Annotated in this window: 21 protein-coding genes; 11 read left to right on the top strand and 10 right to left on the bottom strand. The window is 71.4% G+C overall.

The genetic code is table 11. From position 1 onward, the window contains the following. From FNH05_RS03415 to FNH05_RS03380, 8 genes are all read right to left on the bottom strand, one after another. A partial coding sequence (locus FNH05_RS03415) for a hypothetical protein (RefSeq protein WP_144585783.1) occupies positions 1-894 on the bottom strand: 894 nt, incomplete at its 3' end. Then, entirely contained in the window at positions 891-3,374 is a 2,484-nt protein-coding gene (locus tag FNH05_RS03410) for an Hsp70 family protein (protein WP_144585782.1), read from the bottom strand. The genes FNH05_RS03410 and FNH05_RS03415, both read right to left, overlap by 4 nt. An 8-nt stretch (positions 3,375-3,382) precedes the next feature. After that, positions 3,383-3,925 (bottom strand): hypothetical protein, encoded by a 543-nt coding sequence (locus FNH05_RS03405; protein ID WP_144585781.1) that lies wholly within the window; start codon positions 3,923-3,925, stop codon positions 3,383-3,385. Further along, on the bottom strand, positions 3,922-4,983 hold the full coding sequence (locus FNH05_RS03400; RefSeq protein WP_144585780.1) for a serine/threonine-protein kinase: 1,062 nt from the start codon (positions 4,981-4,983) through the stop codon (positions 3,922-3,924). The genes FNH05_RS03405 and FNH05_RS03400 overlap by 4 nt, the downstream gene beginning before the upstream one ends. Beyond that, positions 4,980-5,687 carry a PP2C family protein-serine/threonine phosphatase gene (locus FNH05_RS03395; protein ID WP_144585779.1) on the bottom strand — a complete coding sequence of 236 codons (708 nt, stop codon included), beginning with the start codon at positions 5,685-5,687 and terminating at the stop codon, positions 4,980-4,982. Before FNH05_RS03395 ends, FNH05_RS03400 begins: the two co-directional genes overlap by 4 nt. Beyond that, entirely contained in the window at positions 5,684-6,445 is a 762-nt protein-coding gene (locus FNH05_RS03390) for an FHA domain-containing protein (protein ID WP_186382354.1), read from the bottom strand. The genes FNH05_RS03395 and FNH05_RS03390 overlap by 4 nt, the downstream gene beginning before the upstream one ends. Before the next feature lie 11 nt (positions 6,446-6,456). Beyond that, positions 6,457-8,580: a septum formation family protein gene (locus FNH05_RS03385; RefSeq protein ID WP_144585777.1), complete on the bottom strand. Its 2,124-nt coding sequence runs from the start codon at positions 8,578-8,580 to the stop codon at positions 6,457-6,459. A gap of 143 nt (positions 8,581-8,723) precedes the next feature. Next, entirely contained in the window at positions 8,724-9,704 is a 981-nt protein-coding gene (locus tag FNH05_RS03380) for a helix-turn-helix domain-containing protein (protein ID WP_144585776.1), read from the bottom strand. A 71-nt stretch (positions 9,705-9,775) separates the two neighbouring features. Here FNH05_RS03380 and FNH05_RS03375 point away from each other — a divergent pair, with 71 nt between their 5' ends. Next, positions 9,776-10,234: a rhodanese-like domain-containing protein gene (locus FNH05_RS03375; protein ID WP_246127485.1), complete on the top strand. Its 459-nt coding sequence runs from the start codon at positions 9,776-9,778 to the stop codon at positions 10,232-10,234. Positions 10,235-10,347: 113 nt separating this feature from the next. Here the strand turns inward: FNH05_RS03375 and FNH05_RS03370 are convergent, their stop codons facing one another. After that, positions 10,348-10,974, bottom strand: coding sequence for a cation efflux transmembrane domain-containing protein (locus FNH05_RS03370; RefSeq protein ID WP_144585774.1), 627 nt, complete (start codon positions 10,972-10,974; stop codon positions 10,348-10,350). Between the two features lie 102 nt (positions 10,975-11,076). Here FNH05_RS03370 and trpM point away from each other — a divergent pair, with 102 nt between their 5' ends. The 9 genes from trpM (at position 11,077) to mftM (ending at position 20,079) form a co-directional block, all read left to right on the top strand. After that, positions 11,077-11,217, top strand: a complete 141-nt coding sequence (trpM, locus tag FNH05_RS37790) for a tryptophan biosynthesis modulator TrpM (RefSeq protein WP_186382353.1) — start codon at positions 11,077-11,079, stop codon at positions 11,215-11,217. A gap of 103 nt (positions 11,218-11,320) precedes the next feature. After that, positions 11,321-12,550 carry a tryptophan synthase subunit beta gene (gene trpB / locus FNH05_RS03365; RefSeq protein ID WP_425458411.1) on the top strand — a complete coding sequence of 410 codons (1,230 nt, stop codon included), beginning with the start codon at positions 11,321-11,323 and terminating at the stop codon, positions 12,548-12,550. Further along, positions 12,547-13,419 (top strand): tryptophan synthase subunit alpha, encoded by an 873-nt coding sequence (gene trpA / locus FNH05_RS03360; protein ID WP_144585772.1) that lies wholly within the window; start codon positions 12,547-12,549, stop codon positions 13,417-13,419. The genes trpB and trpA overlap by 4 nt, the downstream gene beginning before the upstream one ends. A gap of 39 nt (positions 13,420-13,458) precedes the next feature. Continuing rightward, a complete protein-coding gene (locus FNH05_RS03355; RefSeq protein WP_144585771.1) occupies positions 13,459-14,046 on the top strand; it encodes an RNA polymerase sigma factor in 588 nt (195 codons plus the stop codon). After that, the gene (locus FNH05_RS37785; RefSeq protein WP_186382352.1) at positions 14,039-14,962 is read left to right on the top strand and encodes a CU044_5270 family protein; all 924 of its coding nucleotides are present in this window, start codon (positions 14,039-14,041) and stop codon (positions 14,960-14,962) included. The genes FNH05_RS03355 and FNH05_RS37785 overlap by 8 nt, the downstream gene beginning before the upstream one ends. A gap of 253 nt (positions 14,963-15,215) precedes the next feature. Further along, positions 15,216-16,508: an NDMA-dependent methanol dehydrogenase gene (gene mdo, locus FNH05_RS03345; protein WP_144585770.1), complete on the top strand. Its 1,293-nt coding sequence runs from the start codon at positions 15,216-15,218 to the stop codon at positions 16,506-16,508. Positions 16,509-16,548: 40 nt separating this feature from the next. Continuing rightward, entirely contained in the window at positions 16,549-17,655 is a 1,107-nt protein-coding gene (locus FNH05_RS03340; RefSeq protein WP_246127483.1) for an AAA family ATPase, read from the top strand. Then, positions 17,549-19,183 carry a VWA domain-containing protein gene (locus tag FNH05_RS03335; protein WP_246127493.1) on the top strand — a complete coding sequence of 545 codons (1,635 nt, stop codon included), beginning with the start codon at positions 17,549-17,551 and terminating at the stop codon, positions 19,181-19,183. Before FNH05_RS03340 ends, FNH05_RS03335 begins: the two co-directional genes overlap by 107 nt. Further along, a complete protein-coding gene (mftM, locus tag FNH05_RS03330) occupies positions 19,180-20,079 on the top strand; it encodes a mycofactocin oligosaccharide methyltransferase MftM (protein ID WP_144585767.1) in 900 nt (299 codons plus the stop codon). The genes FNH05_RS03335 and mftM overlap by 4 nt, the downstream gene beginning before the upstream one ends. A 42-nt stretch (positions 20,080-20,121) precedes the next feature. Here the strand turns inward: mftM and FNH05_RS03325 are convergent, their stop codons facing one another. Then, entirely contained in the window at positions 20,122-20,964 is an 843-nt protein-coding gene (locus FNH05_RS03325) for an enoyl-CoA hydratase/isomerase family protein (RefSeq protein WP_144585766.1), read from the bottom strand. Between the two features lie 122 nt (positions 20,965-21,086). Between FNH05_RS03325 and FNH05_RS03320 the strand changes: the two genes are divergently transcribed. Continuing rightward, positions 21,087-21,467 (top strand): winged helix-turn-helix transcriptional regulator, encoded by a 381-nt coding sequence (locus tag FNH05_RS03320; RefSeq protein ID WP_144585765.1) that lies wholly within the window; start codon positions 21,087-21,089, stop codon positions 21,465-21,467. The last annotated feature ends 5 nt before the right edge of the window (positions 21,468-21,472 follow it).

Below are 21,472 nucleotides of genomic sequence, written 5' to 3'. Positions count from 1 at the left end.
GTCGGGATGGGGGGCGTCCGACTGGTCGGCGGTGGCCAGGCGGAATGCGGTGAGCGGCAGTCCGCTGCCCCGCGCCAGGTGTTCGGCCGCCACCTCCGCCCGCGCCAGCGCGACGGGGGAGCCGCCGCTGCTCGGGCCCCCTGGCACGGCGACGGCGTGCCCCACCACGGTCACCGAGACCGGCAGGCCGGTCAGGCGGCGGCCGAGTTCGGCCAGCAGCCCGGGGGCCTGCCGGGCCGGTTCGGTGCCGGAGCTGAAGAGCCCCTCGTCGAAGACCACCCGCACCTCGTCCGCGCGCCGCTCCACGCGCACACCGGGCAGGGCGACCTGCGCGGCGATCCGGTCGAGCCGCCGGGACCGTTCGTCCGCCGCGGCCCGTTGCCCGGCATCCAGCGCGGCGAGCCGCTGCTGGAGCGTGTCGGCGCGTTGGACGGCAGCGGCCAGTGCCGCGTCGCCCCCGCCCGAAGCCTCACCCGCGGCCCCGTTCGAAGCCCCACTCGAAGCCCCTGCCGGGCCGCCTCCCGCGGCCGAGGCCCACAGGATGCCGCCGGTCACCGCCGCCACCGCGATCAGGGCCGCGGCCGTGGCCGTGCGTCCCGGGGTGACCAGGGGCCGGGCGCGCCCGCCGGAGCGGATCCGGGCGACCGCGGCGCGGCCCGCCTCCGCGCCCTCGTGTCCGGGTTCGAGCAGTTGGACCCTCGCCCAGCACGCGTCGGCCTTGACCAGTTCGCCCGCCTGCGCGTGCACGCGGGCCCGCAGGTCGAGCACGGGCACCGCAGGCTCCAGTTCGTCCAGCAGCCGCGCCGCCTCGGCGAGATCGCCGTCGCGGGCCGCGTCCTGCGCCCGGCTCAGGATCAGCTGATCGGCCAGCGCGACCCGCAGCGGCTCGCTCATCCCCGGACCACCCCGATGACCTTCTGCTGCTCTTCCTGCGGGAGCAGACGGATCAGCCGCTGGTTCACCGCCTCCAGCGCGGGCACGTTGTTCGCGGCGATGGCCGTCCTGCCTTCGGCGACGAGCGCGGTGACCTGGCCGGAGGCGGGCAGCATCTCCTGGAGGGTGTAGAAGAGCCGCACCGGCCAGTCGGGGCTGCGCCGTTCCAGCCCGATCACGAACTGGCCGATGCGCTCCAGTTCCGCGCGCACCCTGCCGCTGTCCTTCGAGCTCACCGCCTCGTCGGCCCGGCGGCGCAGGTCCTCGGCCTCCTCAAGGTGGCCGGGCAGGCCCGACTGGCGGGCCAGCGCGACCGCGTCGTTGACGGCGTCGCCGAGCTGGTCGGTGAGCACGGGCAGCTCCACGGCCTCCTCGATGTCGTCCAGTTCGGCCTGCAGATCCCGCAGCCGCTCCTCGGCGGCGGCCGCCGCGCCCGCGTCCACGCTCGCGGCGCCCACCTGGTCGCGGGCGGTGGTGACGGCGCTTTCGCCGTCGAGCCGCTCCAGTCGCCGCCGCGCGTCCTCCACTTCGGCGCCGCGGGCCATGGCGCGCAGGCCCTCCAGCCGGGTTTCCACTTCGGACAGACGCTCGCGCAGCACACCCACCTCCGCGGTGCGCACGTTGTCCAGATCGATCTCCGCCTCGAACTGGGCCTGGACGAGCGGGACGTCGGCGACCACGGTGACCAGGCTGGAGGTGTCCACCTCGAAGGTCACCTCCACCTCGCTGCCCGCGGGGAGGTCGATGCGGACGTCCCTCGGCCGGATCTCCAGCATCCCGACCTCGCGGTTGCGGTCGCCGCGGCTGCGTTCGCCCTGCACCACCGGGATGCGGATGACGGATTCGTCGTCGGACCGGTTCAGGGCGCGGGAGGTGCGGAACACCTCGCGCACCCTGGCGGGGAGGGTGGCGCCCTTGCGCAGCATCGGGGCGAACGCGCGGTCGTCGAGCTGGATGCCCAGCGAATGGGCGAGCCGGACGCCGCCGAACTCGACCTCCCGGTGGGTGATCGACAGCGTGCCCGGCGTCAGCTCGCGGCGGGTTCCGGTGGCGTCGGTGAGTTCGATGGTGAAGCGGGAGGTGCGGCCGGGATCGAGGTCGACCTCGGTGAGGAAGGCGCCGCCGGCGCTCAGCGGGATGCGGGCGGAGCGGAACGGCGGCCTGCCGCCCGGATTGCTCAGCACCACCGAGTAGCCGGTCCAGTCCACTGTGGACGAACTGTGCAGCCGTCCGCCCACGGTCGGCGTGGTGGTGGTGACGCTGGGTTCGTAGACCAGCTCGGCGGTGAACTCGCCGGGCGCGGACGCCGCCGTCCTCCGGGCGGGACGCCGGACGGTGCCGGCGAAGATCGCCGCGCCGCGGGCGACCACGGTGGTGGGATCCAGGCTGGTGTCCAGTTCGATGCCCAGGCCCTCCGCCGGGTCGGCGAGCCGCTCGCGCAGGCCGGGGGAGAGCGTCACACCGCCGACGAGCAGCAGCCGGTCGATGTCCTCCGGCCGCAGCGCCGCGTCGGCCAGCGCGTTGCGGCACAGGTTGATCGCGCGGACGTAGAACGGTTCGGCGACGCGGTCGAGCTCGTCGCGGCGCAGCAGGTACTCGAACGGCTCGGTGCCGCCGCCGGGACCGGTCAGGTCCACCATGATCTCGATCTCGTCGCGGCGCGACAGCTGGATCTTCGCCTCCTCCGCGGCGTGCTTGAGCTTGGCGAAGTTCGCGCGCTGGGCCGGGTTGTCGCGGCGGAACTCGGCGATGCCCAGCTCCCGCGCCACGGCCGGGGCCAGCACGCGCTCGATCAGGGCCCAGTCGATCAGCTTGCCGCCGAGGTAGGAATCGCCCGCGTGGTTGAGCACGCGCAGGTCCCCGTCGCGCTTGCTGACCACGGCGGCGTCGAAGGTGCCGCCGCCGAAGTCGAACACCATCCAGTACGCGCGCTCGGTGGCGTCGGAGAAGCCGTAGGCGAACGCCGCCGCGGTGGGCTCCTGGACCAGCGGGCAGGCCGGGTGGAACCCGGCCAGCGCGGCCGCCTCGGCGGTGTCCTTGTTCTGGTTCAGGGTGAACGCCGCCGGGACCGTGATCACCGCGACCTCGGGGGCGGTCCCGGTGTGGTGCCGTACGTCGTTGCGCAGCGATTTGAGCACCTCCGCCGACAACTGCCGCGGCGTGAGTTCCACCCCGGCCCTGGCGAACGTGCGTTTCGCGTCCGCAAGGCCCATTTCCAGCTTGAACTCGGCCGCGGCGTTCGCCGGATCGCTCTCCACCCGCTCGCGGGCGCGGCGGCCCACGTGGATCACGCCCGGTTTCGGCAGCCACACCGCCGAAGGCGTGGTGTCCCAGCCGTCGTTGTTCTTGATGACCGTCGGCGTGCCGTCCTCGACCAGGACCACGGCGCTGTTCGTCGTCCCCAGGTCGATACCGACGTCGATGGTGCCGGACTCGTCCATGTCGCTCCTCATTGCTCGGTCGGCTCGGGGCCGGGCGCGGGGCTGCCCACGATCACCTGGCCCATCTGGATGCGGCGGTCGTGGAAGTACACCGAGGGGCGCACCGTTTCCAGCACGGTTTCGGTGGTCAGGCCGGGTTCTTCCTGGAAGAGAAGTGCCTCCAGGGAACGGCCGGGGTGGAAGGTGTCGCCGTCGTGGTCCTGCACCACGAGCCCGGCTTCGGCGAGGGCGTCGCGGACCGTGCGGAGGTACCGGCCAGCCTGCCGTTCCCTGCTGGAGGTCCGTTCGCCGTCACCGGCGAGCCGCCGCTGCGCGCGCCACAGGTTGGTCGCCGCCTCGGCCAGCGCCTTCTCGTCCACCGGCCCTTCCTCCACACTGTCCACTTCGGATGCTTCGGGGCCGGGTGCGGCCGGGGTGCGCGCGAGCAGTTGTTCCAGTGCGAGGCGCTGCCCGGCCCCGAGCACCGGGGGGTCGATCCGGAACGCCGGGTGATGGCGGCGCTGGCGCAGTTCCGCCCGCACCGTCGCGCCCAGCCGGTTCAGCCGGTTCACATGACCACCCCCCGCCGCCACCGCAGCAGCCGGGCCAGATGAAGTTCGCGCAGTCGCGGGGAGAGGTTGACGGCTTCCTCCATCAGGTCGGCGGCGCGCTCCAGTTCACCGGGGACCGCGGCGAGCGCGAGCGCCTCGTCGGCGAGGCGCTGCGCGCGAACGCTCGGCGGCGCGGACGCGGGAGAAGTGGTTTCCGGCGGCGGTTCCTCCGCCAGACGGCGCTGCCGGTCCGCCAGCGCCTCCTTGAGCACGCCCGCCGTCGCGGGCCGGCCGGCCGGGTCGACCGCCAGCGTGGCCACCACGATGCGGTCCAGTTCCGGATCGACTGTGTCGTTGTACCGGCTGGGCGGCAGCAGTGGCTTGGCGAAGCGCGCGGGCGAGTACGAGGAGAACGCGCCCCCGCCGTACGGGAAGTGGTTGGTGAGCAACAAGTACGCGATGGTACCGAGCGACCACACGTCGCCGGCGCACGAGTAGCCCTGGTTGCGCAGCACTTCCGGGGCCATGAACGCGAAGGTGCCCTGTGCGCTGGCCAGGTGCGTGACCGGGTCCGCCCGCCTGGCCAGGCCGAAGTCGCTGACCCGGATCCGCATGCCGCCGGCGTCGTACCCGACGAGGATGTTGGCCAGGGTGACGTCCCGGTGCACGATGGGCGGATCCTGCGCGTGCGCGACGGCGAGCCCGCTCGCGATCTGCGTCATCACCTCGGCCACCAGTTCGGTCGGTACCGAGGGCCGGTGCGCGGCGGCGAGGCGTTCCAGGCTGCCGCCGGGAACGTACTCCATGGTGAAGTACCCGCGCAGGCCCTCGGGAGTGGGCACCGTGCTGGCTTCGAACAGCCGGACGATGTTGGGATGGCCCAAAGTGGACAGCAGCCGGGCCTCGCCGAGCATGGATCGCGTCTCCTCGCGTGAGGCGACCCTCTTGAACACCTTCATCGCCTGCCAGCCGAGGTATTCGTGGCGCACGCGGTGCACCTCGGCGAAGGCGCCTTCACCGAGCAGGCGGTCGACGACGAGGGTTTCGCCCACCCGGTCGCCGCTGTTGAGCAGGGTCATCGCGGTTGCCTCCCGCCGATGTCCACGACGAGGACCGAGACGTCGTCCAGGGCCGCGTCACCGGCGGCGAGCAGGCGACGGCACAGCCCGGGAAGTTCCCCGGCACCGGCGAGCAGGGCGGCCAGTCCGGCGTCGTCGACGACGCCGGTGAGCCCGTCGGTGCACAGCAGGAGGCGGTCGCCGTCGAGCAGTTCGTGCACCGAAACGCCGGGTTCGACCGGACCGGGCATGCCGACGAACCGGGTCAGTTGCCCGTGCTCGCGGTGATCCTCGGTCAGCCGGTGCAGCCTGCCGCCCCGCGAAAGGTAGATGCGGCTGTCGCCGAGGTGCACGGCCAGTGCGAGCCGGTCCCGCACCAGCAGCGACGCCATCGCCGCGCCGGTCGTGCCCGGCCCCCGGCGCGCCGTCGCCCGCACCTGCTCGTTCAGCTCGGTGACCGCCGCGGCCACGGTGTCCGTGATGCCCTCGATGCCCTTGATGCCCGCACAGCCGGGATCCGCCAGTGCGGCAACGCTTTCGGCCAGGCGGCGCGGAAAGACCTCCGCGATCAGCCGCGCGGTGGCCGCGGCGTCCGCCAGCCCGCCCATGCCGTCGGCCACCAGGAAGCTGCCGTGGTCCGGATCGGCTGCGGTGCGGTCCTGGTTCTCCCCGTGCAGGCGTCCCGCCCGGCTTCCGCTCGCGTAGGAGATCGCGGCGGAGGTCATCGCCGGTCCCCGGGGCAGAGGTTGAGGCGATAGCCGATACCGGTGACGGTTTCCAGGATCTTCGGGTTCGAGGGATCGGATTCGACGCACCGCCGCACCGCGCGGACGATCCCGGCGATGTCGGTGCGGTCGTAGGACCGGTGCGGGGCCCATTCCTCGGGCGGCCCCCACAACGCGGCGATCAGTTCGGCGTGCTCGCAGGCGACCGCCGCGCCGCCGCCGTTGCGGCCCGCCATGTAGCGCAGCAACTGGTGGCCCTGCGGGCGAAGCCCCGTGACGAGCGTTTCCGTGCCGTTCTCGCAGCGGTACGCCTGTGCGGAAACCCAGTCGTAGCGGAGGCCGGGCCCGGCGTGCCGCACCTCTTCCGGCGCACCGAACGGCGCCGGGCGCGTCGTGTGCGGGTCGAGGAAGGTCAGTTCCCAGTACAGCGGCTCGCCCTCGGGGGTCATGTCGCCGAGGATGAGCAGCACGTCGCCGTGCTGGATGCGGCGCCGCCCCTGAAGACGCTCCGTCCGGTCGCCGTGCCGCAGGAGGGTGCCGTTGACACTGGCGTTGTCGGTGACCGACCACATGCCCTCGGCGTAGTCCAGGGTGCAGTGCAGCCGTCCGACCCAGCGCTGCGGATCCGGCCCCAGCGCCACGTCCGGCGCGTGGTCCGGGGCGGCCCGGCCGATGGTGACTGGCCCGCCGTCCAGTTCGATCCCGCTGCGCTCACCCTCGGGCGAGGTGATGCGCAGCGCCACCGCGCGCAGCGTCACACCAGTCTCCTTCATTTGTTGAGGTAGCCGGTGGTCACGGAATGGTCGTCGGCCCAGCTCGCCACGCAACCGGTGAAGTAGCCGCCCTTGGGGGAGGGGCCGTTCCAGCGCTCGGGCCCGGGCGGGAGCGCGTAGTAGCGGAACGCGTCACCGTTGTAGCCCCACTGGGGCATCTGCAGGCGGCAGACCTGGTCGGCGGCGGTACGGACCGCGTCGTCCCCGGGATAGGCGGTGCCTTCCGGGAAGAGCATCGGGTAGCCGAGCAACTGGCCCCAGTGCGACGCTTGACAGGGCACGATCCGCACGTTGTGCACGTCGGCCTGGAAGTTCGCCTTGTCCTGCACACAGGTTCCCGCCGGGGGATTGGTCGCGACCTGGGGACCGTAGAGGTCCGCGTTCAGCACGATGTCCGTGTCCTGGACCCGCGCGGGGTCGGTCAACCGGCGGTCCGGGAGGAAACGGTCGTCGGCGAGATGCACGACGCAGGTCACGTAGTTCTGGAACCGGCTCTGACCGGTGTTCCATTCGGTGTGGTCCGGGTAGAGGGCTTCGGTCCGGTAGGTGTCGAAGCTCAGGCGCTGCTTCGCCTGGGAGAAGGCGCAGTTGGTGGTGGCGCCGGCCTGCACCGCGTCGTCGCCGGGGTAGGGCGACGGGACGGCGCCGAGCGAGACGTAGTCGAGCACCTCGCCCCAGTGCGGTTGGTCGCACGGCACGATCCGCACCGGCGACGTGGCGGCGGAGGGGTAGATCTTGTCCACGACGCAACTGCCCGCGGGGGCGTTGTCCGCCACCGTGGTGCCGAACAGGTACGCGTAGGACGGGCCCGCCTCGGTCGTGCTGGTGGTGGCACTGCTGGTGTCGGAGCCGCTGCCGGTGTCGCTCCCGCTCGATCCGTGGTCGGACGAAACCCAGCCGAGGAAGGCGCCGAGGGCGAGGAAGACCACCACCGCGGCGACCCGCGTCCAGCGCCAGCGGTCCCGCCGGTTCACGCGCTCCAGCAACGCGTCGATCTCGGCCGTGCCCGGTGCGCCCCGCAGGTCCCGGCGCACGCGGCGCAGCATCTTGCGCGCCGTGGAGTGCCTGCCCTGGAGCTGCAGCAGATCCACCTGGGCGGTGAGGTTGGCCAGCCCGCTCTCCATGGCGTCGAGCACGGCGAAGTTCTCGCCGACCGTGCCCATCGTGGCCGGGTCCGTGACCAGGCGGCGGGCCTCGTGCAGCCAGTCCCGCGCTCGTTCGGCGGCCTGCGGCCCTTCGCGGTCCAGCAACGCCATCGCGCAGTTGTTGAAGATCACGGCGACTTCGTCCTGCAGCCTGTCCAAGGGCCCGTTCGCCGTGGGCAGCAGCTTGTCCAGCCACCGCACGTCGGGCAGGACCTCTTCGCGGAGCACGGAAACGGCCTGGTCGAACTCGCCGGCCATCAGGTGTTCCCGCGCCCGGGCCAGTGCGGTCCGCGCGGTGTCGAACCGGGGCCGGGCCGCCTCCTCGAGCAGATCGCCGATCACCTCGTCGGGCGCGGGCCACGTCTCCGCTTCCAGCACGAGCCGCTCGGGCCGGTCGGCGAGGGCGGCGAGCTGGACCAACGGGGTGAGCAGGACGACCGGCACCTGCTCGCGCAACAGGTCGAGGACCGACTCGTCGAGTTGCCTGTCGTCCAACGCGCGGATACGGGCCCGGACGTGCTCCCACAGCCCCGGGTGCTCCAGCAGTTCTTCCCAGCCGTCGCCCGCTTCGTCCCACTTCTCGTCGAGGTCGTCTTCCGAAGCGTCACCGGAGAGTTCCGCGTCGAGCGCGGCGGCGTGGGCCCGCACGGTGCGGTCGTGCAACTCGTGCAGTTCCTCCGGGCAGCCGCACGCGTCCGGGGCTCCCCACAGCCAGAACAGCTCGTCGATCAGCCGTCGCCGGGGATCGCCGAGAATCAGGTCGAAGGCACGGGCGACCTCGTCGGGAGTGACCGGCAGGCGGTGGCCGAGGTCGACGTCCGCGCCGAGTTCCAGCGCGGTGGTCACCTTCTGCTGGCGCCGCCGCACCTCCCGGCGATCCGCGCCGGTGGCCACACCCGTGATACGGAAGGCGTTGCGGCGGTACAGTTGCGGGCTCGCGACCTCCTGCAGCCACACCCTTGTCGGGTCGTTCACCACACCCCCAGACCGGTCACCGGCACCCATTTCCCGCCCCTGTCGACGTCAACTTACCCGGGTGACCAGTTTCCGGGAAGCGGCCCGAACCCGGCCATGGAAACCGGATGGACGGGAGTTGGAAGCGCTTTCCGGCGCCTTTCTCAGACGGCTCGGAACGCGCGCCGGTAGGCCGAGGGCGGGGTGCGCATCGCGCGCGCGAAATGCTGCCGGTAGCTCACGGTGCTGTCGAAGCCGACGCTCGCCGCGATCTCGTCGATCGACCGGGTCGTCTTCTCCAGCATCGGCAGGCTCGCGTGCACGCGCTGGCCGATCAGCCAGCGGATCGGGCTGGTCCCGGTCACCCTCGTGAAGCGCCGCAGATAGGTGCGCGAGGACATGTTGGCCCGCCGCGCCAGTGTCTCCACCGTGATCGGCTCGGCGAGGTGGGCCAGCGCCCAGGTCATGCTGCGGGTCACCGCCTCGGCGGCGGTGTCGGTCAGCACCGGGGTTTCGATGAACTGCGCCTGCCCGCCCTCCCGGTGGGGCGGGACGACCAGGCGCCGGGCGACCATGGTGGCGATCGTGGGCCCGTGGTCCCGGCGCACCAGGTGCAGGCACAGGTCCAGCCCGGCCGCGCTGCCGGCGCTGGTGAGCACGTCGTCACCGTCCACGTAGAGCACGTCGGCATCGACCTCGACCCGAGGGAACCGGCGGGCGAGTTCGGCGGCGTACTGCCAGTGCGTGGTGGCCCGCCTGCCGTCGAGCAGGCCCGCCGCGGCGAGGGCGAAGGCGCCGGAACAGATCGACACCACGCGCGCCCCCCGGTCGTGCGCGCGCCGCAACGCGGCGACCAGCTCGGGCGAACAGTCGCCGTGCACGTCGCTCACCCCGGGCACGATGACGAGGTCGGCGGCGGCGAAGGTGTCGAGACCGTGCCGGGTGTGGATCGCGGCGCCGCCGAGGACCGGCACGGTGCCCGGCCGTTCCGCGCAGATCGTGAGCCGGTACCAGTCCACGTCCAGTTCGGGGCGGGGCAGGCCGAAAACCTCGGTGACTATGCCCAGTTCGAACGAGGACATGCCGGGGTAGAGCAGCACCGAGACGGTCTTCCCGGTCCCGGTGTCGAGGCGGACGGCAGCCATGGCGGAATCCTAGCGAACGGTGACGTTCACGCCACTGTCTCCGCGCGTGGCCGGTGGCGAGGATGAGGAACATGTCGAACGTTCTCGCCGTCGCCCCGGCCGCGCCCGCCGCCGCGGTGGCCCACTTCGCCGCCCGCCTGTCCTTCGAAACCGACGTCGCCGACGTCCACGCCGACCTCATGGCCGCCACGCCCGGGCTGGTCGTGATCGACTCCCGCAGCGAACAGGGCTGGGCCCAGGGGCACCTTCCCGGGGCGGTTCACCTGCCGACCAGGGAAATCGCGGCGCGGGCCGCCGAGGTGGTGCCCGCCGGTTCGGCGGTGGTGACCTACTGCTGGGGGCCGGGCTGCAACGGTGCGACCCGTGCCGCACTGGCCTTCGCGCGGCTCGGGTACCCCGTGAAGGAAATGATCGGCGGTTACGAGTACTGGGTCCGCGAAGGCTTTGCCGTGGCCGGCGCCGGGGGTGAACGCATCCTGCCCCCGGACCCGCTCACCGCCCCGGCTTCGGGCGTTTCCTGCGACTGCTGAACGTGCTCAGGCGGGGACAGGTGCCGTGAAGGGTCCCTTCACGGTCGTATTTGCCGTGAAGGGACCCTTCACGGCCAACACTCACGCCACGCAAACCACTTGATACAGGTCCTCTAGTCCTCGCAGACGAGTTCGCCTTCCCAGGCTTCGCGGCCTTCCCTGAGCGCGAACAGGGCGATGACGAACCCCGCGATGGGGTCGAGCCAGGTCCAGCCCGCGAACGCGTAGGCGATCAGCCCCGCGCAGGTGGACACCGAAAGCCAGGCGCAGAGCCGGGTTTCGGCGGCGTCGGCCACCACGAGCCGGGAGTTCATGGCCAGCCCCGCCCGGTGTTTCGCCCGTGCCAGCAGCGGCATGACCGCGATCGAGGCGCCGGTCAGCACGATGCCGGCGAGGCTGGTGTCCGGCCGGGTGCCCACGACCAGGTCGACGATGCCCTGCGCCGTCACGTAGGCGGCGAGGACGAAGAACGTGATCGCGATGAACCGCAGCGCCCGCCGTTCCCTGCGCTCGTCCACCCGGCCGCCGCGGATCTCCGAGCGCAGCCGGGTCAGCACCATCGCGGCCGAGGCGACCTCGATGCACGAATCGAGCCCGAACCCGGTGAGCGAAACGGCACCGGCGACGAGGCCCGCGGTGATCGCCACCGCCGCTTCGGCCAGGTTGTAGCCGATGGTGAACCAGGCGAGGTGGACCGCGCGCCGCGCGGCGGGGTTGCGCAGATCCGGCACGCCGCTCATGCTTCGGCCGCTTCGAACGGTTCCCGCCGGGCCAACGAGTAGGACACCTGTGATGATAACGGCGATGGCCGATGAGCGCGAAGGACTGCTAGCCTGCTTGCCGTGACCCCCGACGCGCGCTTCGCCCGCGGCCGCACCCGCTGCGGCTGCCAGGCCCCCGCGCGCCGGATCAAGGGCCGCCGCGTTCGCTATCACATCGGCTGCGAACCGGGGCAGGTACGAGGACGGCGATGGCGCGGCTGACCGCCGCGCACGCACGGTTCCCCTCTTCCTGAACCCGGCGGGCATCGCCTGCCGGGCCTTCCGCACCACCCCTTTCACGGGTGGTTTCCTCCTGCCCTGGAGCATGCCGATGAACACCGGATTCCGTCCTGCCCACGACCCCGATGCCCTCCCCACACCCGACGGTTTCTTCGGGGAGTTCGGCGGCCGGTACGTACCCGAAGCGCTGGTCGCGGCGCTCGAAGAGCTCACCGAGGCCCACTTGAAGGCCACAGTGGACCCCGGGTTCGCCGCCGAACTCGCCACCCTGCTGCACGACTACGCCGGGCGCCCGACCGCGCTCACCGAGGCCACGCGCTTCGGCACGCACGCCGGTGGGGCGCGGGTCTTCCTGAAACGGGAGGATCTCAACCACACCGGATCCCACAAGCTCAACAACGCGCTGGGCCAGGCGCTGCTGGCGCGCCGCATGGGCAAGCCCAGGGTCGTCGCGGAGACCGGTGCCGGTCAGCACGGCGTCGCCTCGGCCACCGCCGCCGCCCTCCTCGGCCTGTCCTGCACTGTCTACATGGGACAGTTGGACACCCGGCGGCAGGCGCTGAACGTGGCCCGCATGCGGCTGCTCGGCGCGGAGGTGGTGGCGGTCGGTTCCGGCACCGCGACGCTGAAGGACGCCATCAACGAGGCGTTCCGCGACTGGGTCACCACGGTGGAGGACACGCACTACCTGTTCGGCACGGCCGCCGGGCCGCACCCGTTCCCTTCGCTGGTGCGCGATTTCCAGCGGGTGATCGGCGTCGAAGCGCGGGAACAGCTCCTGGAGCGCACGGGAACGCTGCCCGATGCGGTCGTGGCCTGCGTGGGTGGCGGCTCGAACTCCATCGGCATCTTCCACCCGTTCCTCGGTGACCCCGGCGTGCGGCTCGTGGGCTGCGAACCCGCGGGGGAGGGCCTCGGCACCGGACGGCACGCGGCGGCGCTGGCCCGGGGACGGGCCGGGGTGCTGCACGGCGCCCGCTCCTACTTCGTGCAGGACGCGGACGGCCAGACGGCCGAAACCCATTCGATCTCCGCCGGCCTCGACTACCCGGGGGTCGGCCCGGAACACGCGCACCTGAAGGACACCGGCCGCGCCGAGTACCTGCCGGTGACCGACGACGAGGCGATGGAAGCGCTGCGGCTGCTGGCCAGGACCGAGGGGATCATCCCCGCCATCGAATCCGCGCACGCGCTGGCCGGAGCGCTGGCGCTGGGCCGCGAGCTCGGCCCGTCGGCGACCCTGCTGGTGAACCTGTCCGGCCGCGGCGACAAGGACATGGACACCGCCGCCCGCTACTTCGGGATCGCGCGATGAGCGCGGCGGGGCTCGAAGGCGTGCTGGCGGCGGCCCGCCGGGAGGGAAGGGCGGCGCTGATCGGGTACCTGCCCGCCGGCTTCCCCACCGTGGACGGCGCGGTCCGGGCGCTGACCACAATGGCGGAAAGCGGCTGCGACATCCTCGAAGTGGGCCTGCCCTACACCGATCCCGTACTGGACGGGCCGGTCAACCAGGACGCGAACGCGGTCGCGCTCGCGAACGGCGTGCGGACCGCCGACGTGCTCGGCACCGTCGCCAGGCTCACCCGCGCCACCCCGGCGCCGGTACTGGTGATGACCTACTGGAACCCGGTCTGCCAGTACGGGCCCGAACGGTTCGCGGCCGAGCTGGCGGCGGCGGGCGGATCGGGCTGTCTGCTGCTCGACCTGCCGGTCCAGCATGCTCCACAGTGGACGGAGGCGGCCGAGCGGCACGGATTGGCTTCGGTCTTCCTGGTGGCGCCGACTTCGACCGGGCCCCGGCTGGCCCGGGTGGCGGCGGCGAGCACGGGCTTCGTCTACGCCGCCTCGTCACTGGGCGTGACCGGGATGCGCCAGTCGGTCGGGGAGTCGGCGGCCGGGCTGGTCGCCCGGGTCCGCGAGGTCACCGGGCTTCCGGTCTGCGTCGGCCTCGGCGTGTCGGACGGCGCGCAGGCGGCCGAGATCGCCGCCTTCGCCGACGGAGTGATCGTCGGCTCGGCCTTCGTGCGGCGCCTGCTCGACGCGCCCGAGGAGGACGCCGGGCTCACCGCGATCGCGGCGCTCGCCCGGGAGCTGGCCGCCGGGGTCCGGAGGCGCCCCGAAAATTCCGAAAATTCTTCGCCGAAATCCGGAACTCGGGAGGGTGTTGCGGGCAAAGAAGGGTGAAAGCACCCGACACCGAGGAGGCCCGATGAAAGGTCCGGTATGGCGTTGACCCAGGCCCGGGCGGAACCGGAACCCGCCACCGAGCTGGACGACGCGGGCATCGTCGAACGGTCCTGGACCGACGCCGAGGCCTTCGCGACCATCTTCGACCGGTATGCGGGCACCGTGCACCGGTTCCTGGCCCGCCGCGTCGGCGCCCAGCTCGCCGACGACCTGACCGGTCAGACCATGCTGGTCGCCTTTGACCAGCGGCGACGGTTCGACCTGGGCCAGGGCAGCGCGCTGCCCTGGCTCTACGGGATCGCCACCCGGCTGCTCAAGCGGCACCGCCGCACGGAGGCTCGCGGCCTCCGTGCGCTGGCCAGGACCGGTACCGACGAGGCCGAGCAGGGCCACGACGAGCTGGTCACCGCCAGGGTGAGCGCCGCGACCCAGCCGCTGGGCAACGCACTGGCCCGGTTGAGAGGCCCGGAGCGGGACATCCTGCTGCTCGTCGCCTGGGAAAACCTGTCCTACGACGAGGTGGCACTGGCACTGGACATCCCGGTCGGCACCGTCCGTTCCCGCCTGCACCGCGCCCGCACCAAGATGCGGGCCGCCCTTCCCCAGGAGGATTTCGATGAATGACCTCGAACTGCTGACCCGCCTGCGCCCGCAGGTCGACGACCCCGATCCCGTCGCGCTCGCCCGCCACCGGTTCGCCCTGCTGACCAGGGCGAACGGCGGTCCGGCTCCCCGGCGCAGCCGCCTGCCGCGGCTGGCCATCGGCGGCGGTGCGCTGGTGGCGGGCGCCGCCGCGCTGACGCTGGTGGTCGGGCTGCTGCCCGGCGGTCCAGCCCCGCTGGCTTCGGCCACCGTCCTGCTGAACAACGCGGCCAACGCGGCCGACTCCGGCACGCCCGGGCACGGGGAATGGACCTATACCAGCGAGGTCACCCACCTCACCGGGCAGCCCGAGGTCCGGACGGAAACCTGGATGAAGGTGGACGGCTCGGAGGGCCTGGTCCGCACCGACCGCGATGGCAAGCACGAGGAGCGCCGGGTGCTCGGCCCGACGGCACTCGCGCAACAGCTGGGGGACAAGGGGGGGTCGCCCTTGGCAGTGCCGAGCTATGCCAACCTGCTCACCCTCCCGACGGATCCGGTGCAGCTGAAGGACGTGATCTACCGCGAGGTCCGCGCCGAACTCGCCATCCTGTCACCGAATGGCCGCAAGCTCTACACCGACGACCAGTGGGCCTACCAGAAGATCACCGAACTGGTGATGGGCCCCACCCCGCCCGCGGTGCGCGCGAGCCTCTACCGGGTGGCGGCCATGATCCCGGGGGTCGAGGTCGTGGACAACGCGACCGACGCTTCCGGCCGTTCGGGCATCGGGGTCGCGCACACGGAGAACAGCGACGGGGACAAGGCCATGCTGATCTTCGACCGGAACACCTACCAGGTGCTCGGCACGAAGCTCGACAGCATCAGCCGTGGTATGAGCCAGTCCGAAGCCCTCCTCGCCTCCACCGTGGTCGCCGGCGAGGGTCAGACCCCGTAACCCCCGGAAATCCCAGGACCGCCCCCGGTTGTCGACATGACGACCGGGGGCGGTCGCCTTTTGGGGACGCAGGGGCCCGGTACCCGTCCGATCGGGCAGGTGGGGCCCACGCCCCGCGTGCGGTCTTGCCTGCCGGAAGACGGGGATCCCGGGGAAAGGCTTCTGCGTGCCCGCCGCGGCCGCCTACCTTCGCCAGGTCCGTGCTCCCCTTTTCGACACGCGTGCATCGACGCACGTGGAGAGGACCAGCGCCATGCAGGTCGACGAGCTGCTGAAACCCTTCCCGATCAAGGAGTTCCACCCCTTCCCCCGCGCGCTGATGGGCCCCGGCGCACACGAGATGATCGGCCCGGAGGCGAAGAAACTGGGCTTTTCGCGGACCCTCATCATGACCTCGGGCCTGCGCGGCACCGACATCGTGCACAAGATCGCCGAGTCGATGAAGTACCACGGGCTCGAAGTGGTGATCTACGACCAGGTCGAGTCCAATCCCAAGGACTACAACGTGATGGACGCCGTCGCGCTGTACCAGGAGAACAAGTGCGACTCGTTCGTCTCGATCGGCGGCGGTTCCTCGCACGACGCCTGCAAGGGCGCCCGGATCTCGGTCGCCCACGACGGCCGCAACGTCAACGAGTTCGAGGGCTTCAACAAGTCCGAGAACCCGAAGAACCCGCCGCACATCGCGGTGTCCACCACCGCGGGCACTGGTTCGGAGACCTCCTGGGCCTACGTCATCACCGACACCACCACGGATCCGGACAATCCGCACAAGTACGTGGCCTTCGACGACCACTCGGTGGCGAGCCTGGCCATCGACGACCCGACGCTGTACTACGACTGCCCGATCGACTACACCGCGCAGTGCGGGTTCGACGTGCTGGCCCACGCCTCCGAACCGTACGTGTCGCGTTTGGACTTCCAGCCGTCGCTGGGCAACGCGCTGCACGCGATCAAGCTGACCGCACGGCACCTGCGCACCGCGGTGTGGAACGGCCAGGACCTCGCCGGCCGTGAGGGCATGATGTACGCGCAGTACATCGCCGCGCAGGCGTTCAACTCCGGCGGCCTCGGCATCATCCACTCGATCTCGCACGCGGTCAGCGCCTTCTACGACACGCACCACGGCCTCAACAACGCGATCGCGCTGCCGCGCGTGTGGGCGTTCAACATGCCGGTGCACTACAAGCGGTTCGCCGAAATCGCGCAGGCGATGGGCATCGACACGCACGGCATGAGCGACGTGCAGGCCGCCGACGCCGCGCTGGGCGCCGCCATCGGCCTGCTGCGGGACGTCGGCATCCCGGAACGGTTCGTCGACGTCGACCAGAACAGCTACTCGAAGAACCGGCTCGGCCAGGGGCCGACGAAGTACTACGAGAACTCGAAGGTCATCAAGGGCGATGCGGCCGATGTGGACCGGATCACCCGGCACGTACTCGGGGACGCCTGCACGCCGGGCAACGCCAAGGAGTGCACCTTCGACACGGTGCGCCCCGTGGTCGAGCACTGCATGACCGGCGATCTCGACGACCTGCTGTCCTGAGCCCCGCCCGACAAGGCTGACCGTAGTTTTCGGAGGAATCGTGCCCGGAGAACCCTTCACTTCCGTTGACGACGTGGCCGAGCGGTTCTCCGCGCACGGTTACCTCACCGACCGGCGGCTCGCCACCACCGTCTACCTGATGTCCAAACTGGACAAGCCGGTGCTGCTGGAGGGCCCGGCGGGCGTCGGCAAGACCGAACTGGCCAAGGCGCTCGCCGCGGCCACCGGCCGCCGCCTGCTGCGCCTGCAGTGCTACGAAGGACAGGACGAAACCAAGGCGCTGTACGAGTGGGACTACGGCAAGCAGCTGCTCTACATCCAGATGCTGCGGGAGAAGATCGGGGAGATCACCGCGCACGCGCCGGATCTGGTCTCCGCGGTGGAGAAGATCGAGGCGCAGGACAGCGTCTTCTTCTCCGATCACTTCCTCGCCCCGCGCCCGCTGCTGGAGGCGATCCGGGGCGAGGAGCCCGCCGTCCTGCTCATCGACGAGGTGGACCGGGCGGACGAGGCGCTGGAGGCGGTGTTCCTGGAATGTCTCGCGGAGTTCCAGGTCTCGGTCCCGGAGATCGGCACCTACACCGCCAAGGTGCCGCCGTACGTGGTGCTCACCTCGAACAACACCCGTGATCTCTCGGCCGCGCTGAAACGCCGGTGCCTGCACCTGTTCCTCGGCTATCCCGACGCCGGGCGTGAGCTGGACATCCTGCGGGCCAAACGGACCGGGCTGCCGGAGGCCGCGGCGCGGCAGCTGGTGTCGGTGGTGCGCGGGCTGCGGGAGCTGGGGCTGCGCAAGAACCCGAGCATCTCCGAGACCGTCGACTGGGCCCGCACCCTCGCCGTGCTCGGGGTGGACGAGCTGTCGGCGGACATCCTGGCGGAGACGGCGAACGTGGTGCTCAAGTACGAGCGCGACCTCGGGCGCGCGCTGGGCGTGCTGCCTGAGCTGCTCGACCCGAACCGCGAGCCGCCCGCCGAACTCCCCGAAGGCCACGGCCACGGCCACGGTCACGGGCATGAACACAGGCACGGCCACGGTCATGGCCACGAGGGCGAGCACCCTCACACAGTCGCACCCGCCCCGGAGCCCGGCACCGGCCGCGGTGACCGCACCTTCGCCGCGGCCACCCGGCGACGGCGGGTGTGACGTGGAAGGCGGGGTGCACCGCTTCGTCCGCTTGCTGAGGCTGTTCGGCGTGCGCGTGTCGGTGTCCGAGGCACACGACGCGATGCGCGCGGCCGCGCAGCCGGGGGTGCTGGCGGAGAAGGAGACGCTGCGGGAGGCGTTGCGCATGACGCTGGTCAAGGACCGGCGGGACAACGAGATCTTCGACGAGGTGTTCGGCGCCTTCTTCGACCTCGAACCGGTCGTCGAGGCCGAAGCCGGGCACGGGCACGGCCACGCCCACGACGAGCTGAGCGACACCGGCGAGCTGGAGTCGTTCACCCTGTCCGAAGAGCCGTCGCGGACCCCGGAACAGGGGCACAGCCACGGAAAGCCCAGCGACATCCGCGATTTCTTCGACCAGCAGGACCTGGCGCAGCGGTTCAACCTGCACCAGGAGGCCAACAAGATCGACCTGGCCGCGATGACCGACGAAATCGTGCTTTCCCAGGACGGGCGGGGCACCGGTGGCGAGGTGCCCACCGTCCGGCTGGAGACGTCCAGGCTGCACAACGCCGGGGTCCCCGGCAGGCTCGCCCCCGCCACCGGCCACCGGCTCGACGTGGCACTGACCGTGGCGCAGGAACAGGCACTGGCCGACTGGCTCGCCGGTGACGACCACGGCGACGAGGACGGCGAGAACCCCTCGTCCGGACAGCTCGCCGGGGTGCTCGCGAACCTGCCGGAACTGCTGCGGCGGCACCTGGACCGCCTGGCCGAACTGGCCGACGCGGCCGTCGAGTCCCGCGTCGTGGAGCGGGCACGCACGGAGAAGGTCGACGAGCGGGAACGGGCCGAGCTGGAGGAGTCGCTGCGACGGCTCGCCGCGGGCCTGGACGGCGCGAGGACCAGCCGACGGCGGGACGGGGTGCGAGGCCGCGTGCACGCGGGCCGCACCATGCGCCGCAACATGCGCTACGACGGGATTCCGTTCCGCCCGGTGTCGACGCTGCGGGCGGAGGACCGGCCGCGACTGGTGGTGCTGGCCGACGTGTCGCTGTCGGTGCGCGCGGCCGCGCGGTTCACCCTGCACGTGGTGCACGGCCTGCAGTCGCTGTTCGGGCGGGTGCGTTCCTTCGCGTTCGTGGACGAGCCCACCGAGATCACCGAACTGTTCGCCGAGCATCCGCTGGAACGGGCGCTGGGGCTGGTGTTCGACGGCCTGCCCGCGGGCGGGCTGCTCGATGTGGACGGCAGTTCCGACTACGGCGCGCTGTTCCGGTCCCTGCTCGAAGACCACGCGACCGCGCTGAACCGGCGCTCGACGCTGATCGTGCTGGGCGATGGGCGCGGGAACGGCAACGAGCCGGGGCTGGCCGCCTTCGAGGAGATCACCCGGCGGGTGCGGCGGACCCTGTGGCTCACCCCGGAACCGCGGTACTCGTGGCGGCTCGGCGGATGCGATCTGCCCGCCTACGCACAGTTCTGCGACCGGGTGGAGGTGGTTTCCGATGTCGCGGGGCTGGGCCGGGCCGCGCACGGGATCACGGCGGGACAGCCCGGACGATGAGCGGTGCGCTGACCTTCGACCCGCTGGCGGCGGGCCCGCCCGGCCGCTACGGCGACGATCTCGTCGAGGTGCGGCGAGAGGACCCGCGCGCGATGGACGGGGTGTGCCCGATCGTGGAGACCGCGCACTTCCGGCTGCGGCGTCGCGACCGGCGGATCGAGGTGACCCACCGGCTGAGCCCCGCGGAACTCGACAACGACCTCACCGGACTGCTGGCCGACGAGCTGTTCACGCCGGGCTGGCTGAGCGGCGCGGCGGTGTTCGAGCGGGTCTTCACCGGCGTCGTCCTGTCCACTGTGGACGAGCCGGGGCGTGCCTGGCTCACGTTCTACGACAACACCCTGCGGCGCTTCCGGCGAAGACCCGCCGGAAGCTCGACCATCGCGTCCTTCGCCCCGGTATACGAGCGTGTGCTGCGGCTCACCGGCACGGGGCCGGTGCTCGACCTCGGGTCGTGTTTCGGTTTCCTGGCCCTGCTCCTGGCCGAACGCGGGCAGACGGTGACCGCGTCGGACCTTTCCCCCGGGGCGATGCGGCTGCTCGGCATGGTCGCCGCTCGGCGGAACACGCCCGTGCGGACCCTGGTCTGCGACGCGGCCCGGGTACCCCTGCCGGACAACGCAGCCGACACGGTGACCGCACTGCACCTGCTGGAGCACCTGAGCCCGGACGAGGGGACGGCGGTGGTCGCCGAGGCCCTGCGCCTGGCCCGGCGCCGCGTGATCGTCGCCGTGCCGTACGAGGACGAGCCCGCCCAGCTCTACGGGCACACCCGCACCTTCGGGCCCGCCGAACTGGCGGAACTGGGCGCCGCCACCGGCCGCCCGTTCACCGTCGACGAGCACCACGGCGGCTGGCTGGTCCTGGACCACGGTGAACGCTCGGATCACCCCTAGGTTGTGCACCCGCAGCCCCACGCAAACCGTTTCCCCAAGGCCCTACGCTCCTTGGGCTGCGATCGTGCGGAGGAGCGTCTCGAGGTCTCGTTCGCCGTCGGGGGTCTGTGCGCCGCTCACGAGGGCCGCACCCATGATCCGTTGGGCTGCCGGCAGTTCGACCAGGCCGGCCCAGGCGTCGTTCTCGGCCGCCAGCCCCTGGCCGTACTCGGTGGGCGGGAGCGCCTTCTTCGCTGCGGCGATCACGCCGTCGGAGAGCGCCGCGATCTTCGACGCGACCTCGGACACGTAAGCATCGAGGTCCGCCGCCGGAACCGCACGGTTGATCCAGCCGATCGAGGCGGCCGTGCGGGCGTCGACGAGATCTCCGGTGAGGACGATCTCCATTGCCCGGTTCCTGCCCACTCGCTCACGCAGGTACTGCGTCCCGCCACCGCCCGGCGTGATGCCCATCAGCGCTTCGACCTGTCCGAGTGCTGCCGTTTCCTCCGCCGCAAAGGCGAGGTCCGCGGCCGCGACGAACTCGGCTCCGCCGCCGCGGGCCTTGCCCGCCAGCTTGACGATCGTGACCTGCGGCTGCCGCCGGATCAGTTCCCCGATCAGTTGGAAGACGTTCACTCCCTCCGGTGCGGACGCGGCGAGGTCCCGCAGGATGTCCATGCGGTCGGCCACCCGGATGTCCACGTGGGCGAGGAAGAATTCCGGATTCGCGCTCTCGAACACGATGACCTTCACCGAGGAGTCCTCACGAACGGCGGAGAGCAGGTCCCGCACCTCCCGCATCATGACCGCGCCCAGTACGTTCACCGGTGGGTTGTCCAAGACGACGTGGAGAACGCCGTTCTCGGCGACCGCCTGCAGCGTGCTGTAACCCTCGGGGGCCATCGGAGTCGCTCCGTTTCGTCTCGGCATGTTGCCGGTATGCGATGCATACCTAGGCTTCCCTGGGCCTCTAAGGTCGTCAATAACGCACTTTCGGCATACCAGGGATCACGGAGGACACCACGATGTTCACTTCGACCCGGCAGACGGACTGGACCTTCAGCCCGGACTGCCCGAGCCGTCCGATCCTTGACCAGATCGCGGACAAGTGGTCGATGATGGTCATGGCGATCCTCGAAAGGCCGACCCGGTTCAACGAACTCAAGCGGCGTTTGGAAGGCGTCACCCAGCGGGTTCTGACACAGACGCTGCGCAGGCTGGAACGCAACGGCATGATCCGTCGCACCGTGCTGCCGACGTCTCCGGTGGGAGTGGAGTACTCCCTTACGCCGCTCGGAGAGTCCCTCCGCGACCCTTTCCTGCGTCTGTACGAGTGGACGGTCCGCAACAGCGAGCAGATCATCGCATCGCAGCATGAGTACGACGACAGAAGCTGCGCTGAGTAGATCCG

Source organism: Amycolatopsis rhizosphaerae (genome assembly GCF_007713715.1).
In the GTDB taxonomy this organism is placed as follows: domain Bacteria; phylum Actinomycetota; class Actinomycetes; order Mycobacteriales; family Pseudonocardiaceae; genus Amycolatopsis_E; species Amycolatopsis_E rhizosphaerae.
This window is presented reverse-complemented; position numbering and strand designations above follow the sequence as displayed.

Bases quoted from the DNA above. Each gene is read 5' to 3' on its own strand.
- trpA (WP_144585772.1), top strand. From the start codon at position 12,547: ATGAGCGCGGCGGGGCTCGAAGGCGTGCTGGCGGCGGCCCGCCGGGAG.
- mftM (WP_144585767.1), top strand. From the start codon at position 19,180: ATGAGCGGTGCGCTGACCTTCGACCCGCTGGCGGCGGGCCCGCCCGGC.
- FNH05_RS37785 (WP_186382352.1), top strand. From the start codon at position 14,039: ATGAATGACCTCGAACTGCTGACCCGCCTGCGCCCGCAGGTCGACGAC.
- FNH05_RS03325 (WP_144585766.1), bottom strand. From the start codon at position 20,964: ATGGCCCCCGAGGGTTACAGCACGCTGCAGGCGGTCGCCGAGAACGGC.
- FNH05_RS03355 (WP_144585771.1), top strand. From the start codon at position 13,459: ATGGCGTTGACCCAGGCCCGGGCGGAACCGGAACCCGCCACCGAGCTG.
- FNH05_RS03380 (WP_144585776.1), bottom strand. From the start codon at position 9,704: ATGGCTGCCGTCCGCCTCGACACCGGGACCGGGAAGACCGTCTCGGTG.
- mdo (WP_144585770.1), top strand. From the start codon at position 15,216: ATGCAGGTCGACGAGCTGCTGAAACCCTTCCCGATCAAGGAGTTCCAC.
- FNH05_RS03320 (WP_144585765.1), top strand. From the start codon at position 21,087: ATGTTCACTTCGACCCGGCAGACGGACTGGACCTTCAGCCCGGACTGC.
- FNH05_RS03395 (WP_144585779.1), bottom strand. From the start codon at position 5,687: ATGACCTCCGCCGCGATCTCCTACGCGAGCGGAAGCCGGGCGGGACGC.
- trpB (WP_425458411.1), top strand. From the start codon at position 11,321: ATGCCGATGAACACCGGATTCCGTCCTGCCCACGACCCCGATGCCCTC.
- FNH05_RS03375 (WP_246127485.1), top strand. From the start codon at position 9,776: ATGTCGAACGTTCTCGCCGTCGCCCCGGCCGCGCCCGCCGCCGCGGTG.
- FNH05_RS03335 (WP_246127493.1), top strand. From the start codon at position 17,549: ATGGCCACGAGGGCGAGCACCCTCACACAGTCGCACCCGCCCCGGAGC.
- FNH05_RS03400 (WP_144585780.1), bottom strand. From the start codon at position 4,983: ATGACCCTGCTCAACAGCGGCGACCGGGTGGGCGAAACCCTCGTCGTC.
- FNH05_RS03370 (WP_144585774.1), bottom strand. From the start codon at position 10,974: ATGAGCGGCGTGCCGGATCTGCGCAACCCCGCCGCGCGGCGCGCGGTC.
- FNH05_RS03410 (WP_144585782.1), bottom strand. From the start codon at position 3,374: ATGGACGAGTCCGGCACCATCGACGTCGGTATCGACCTGGGGACGACG.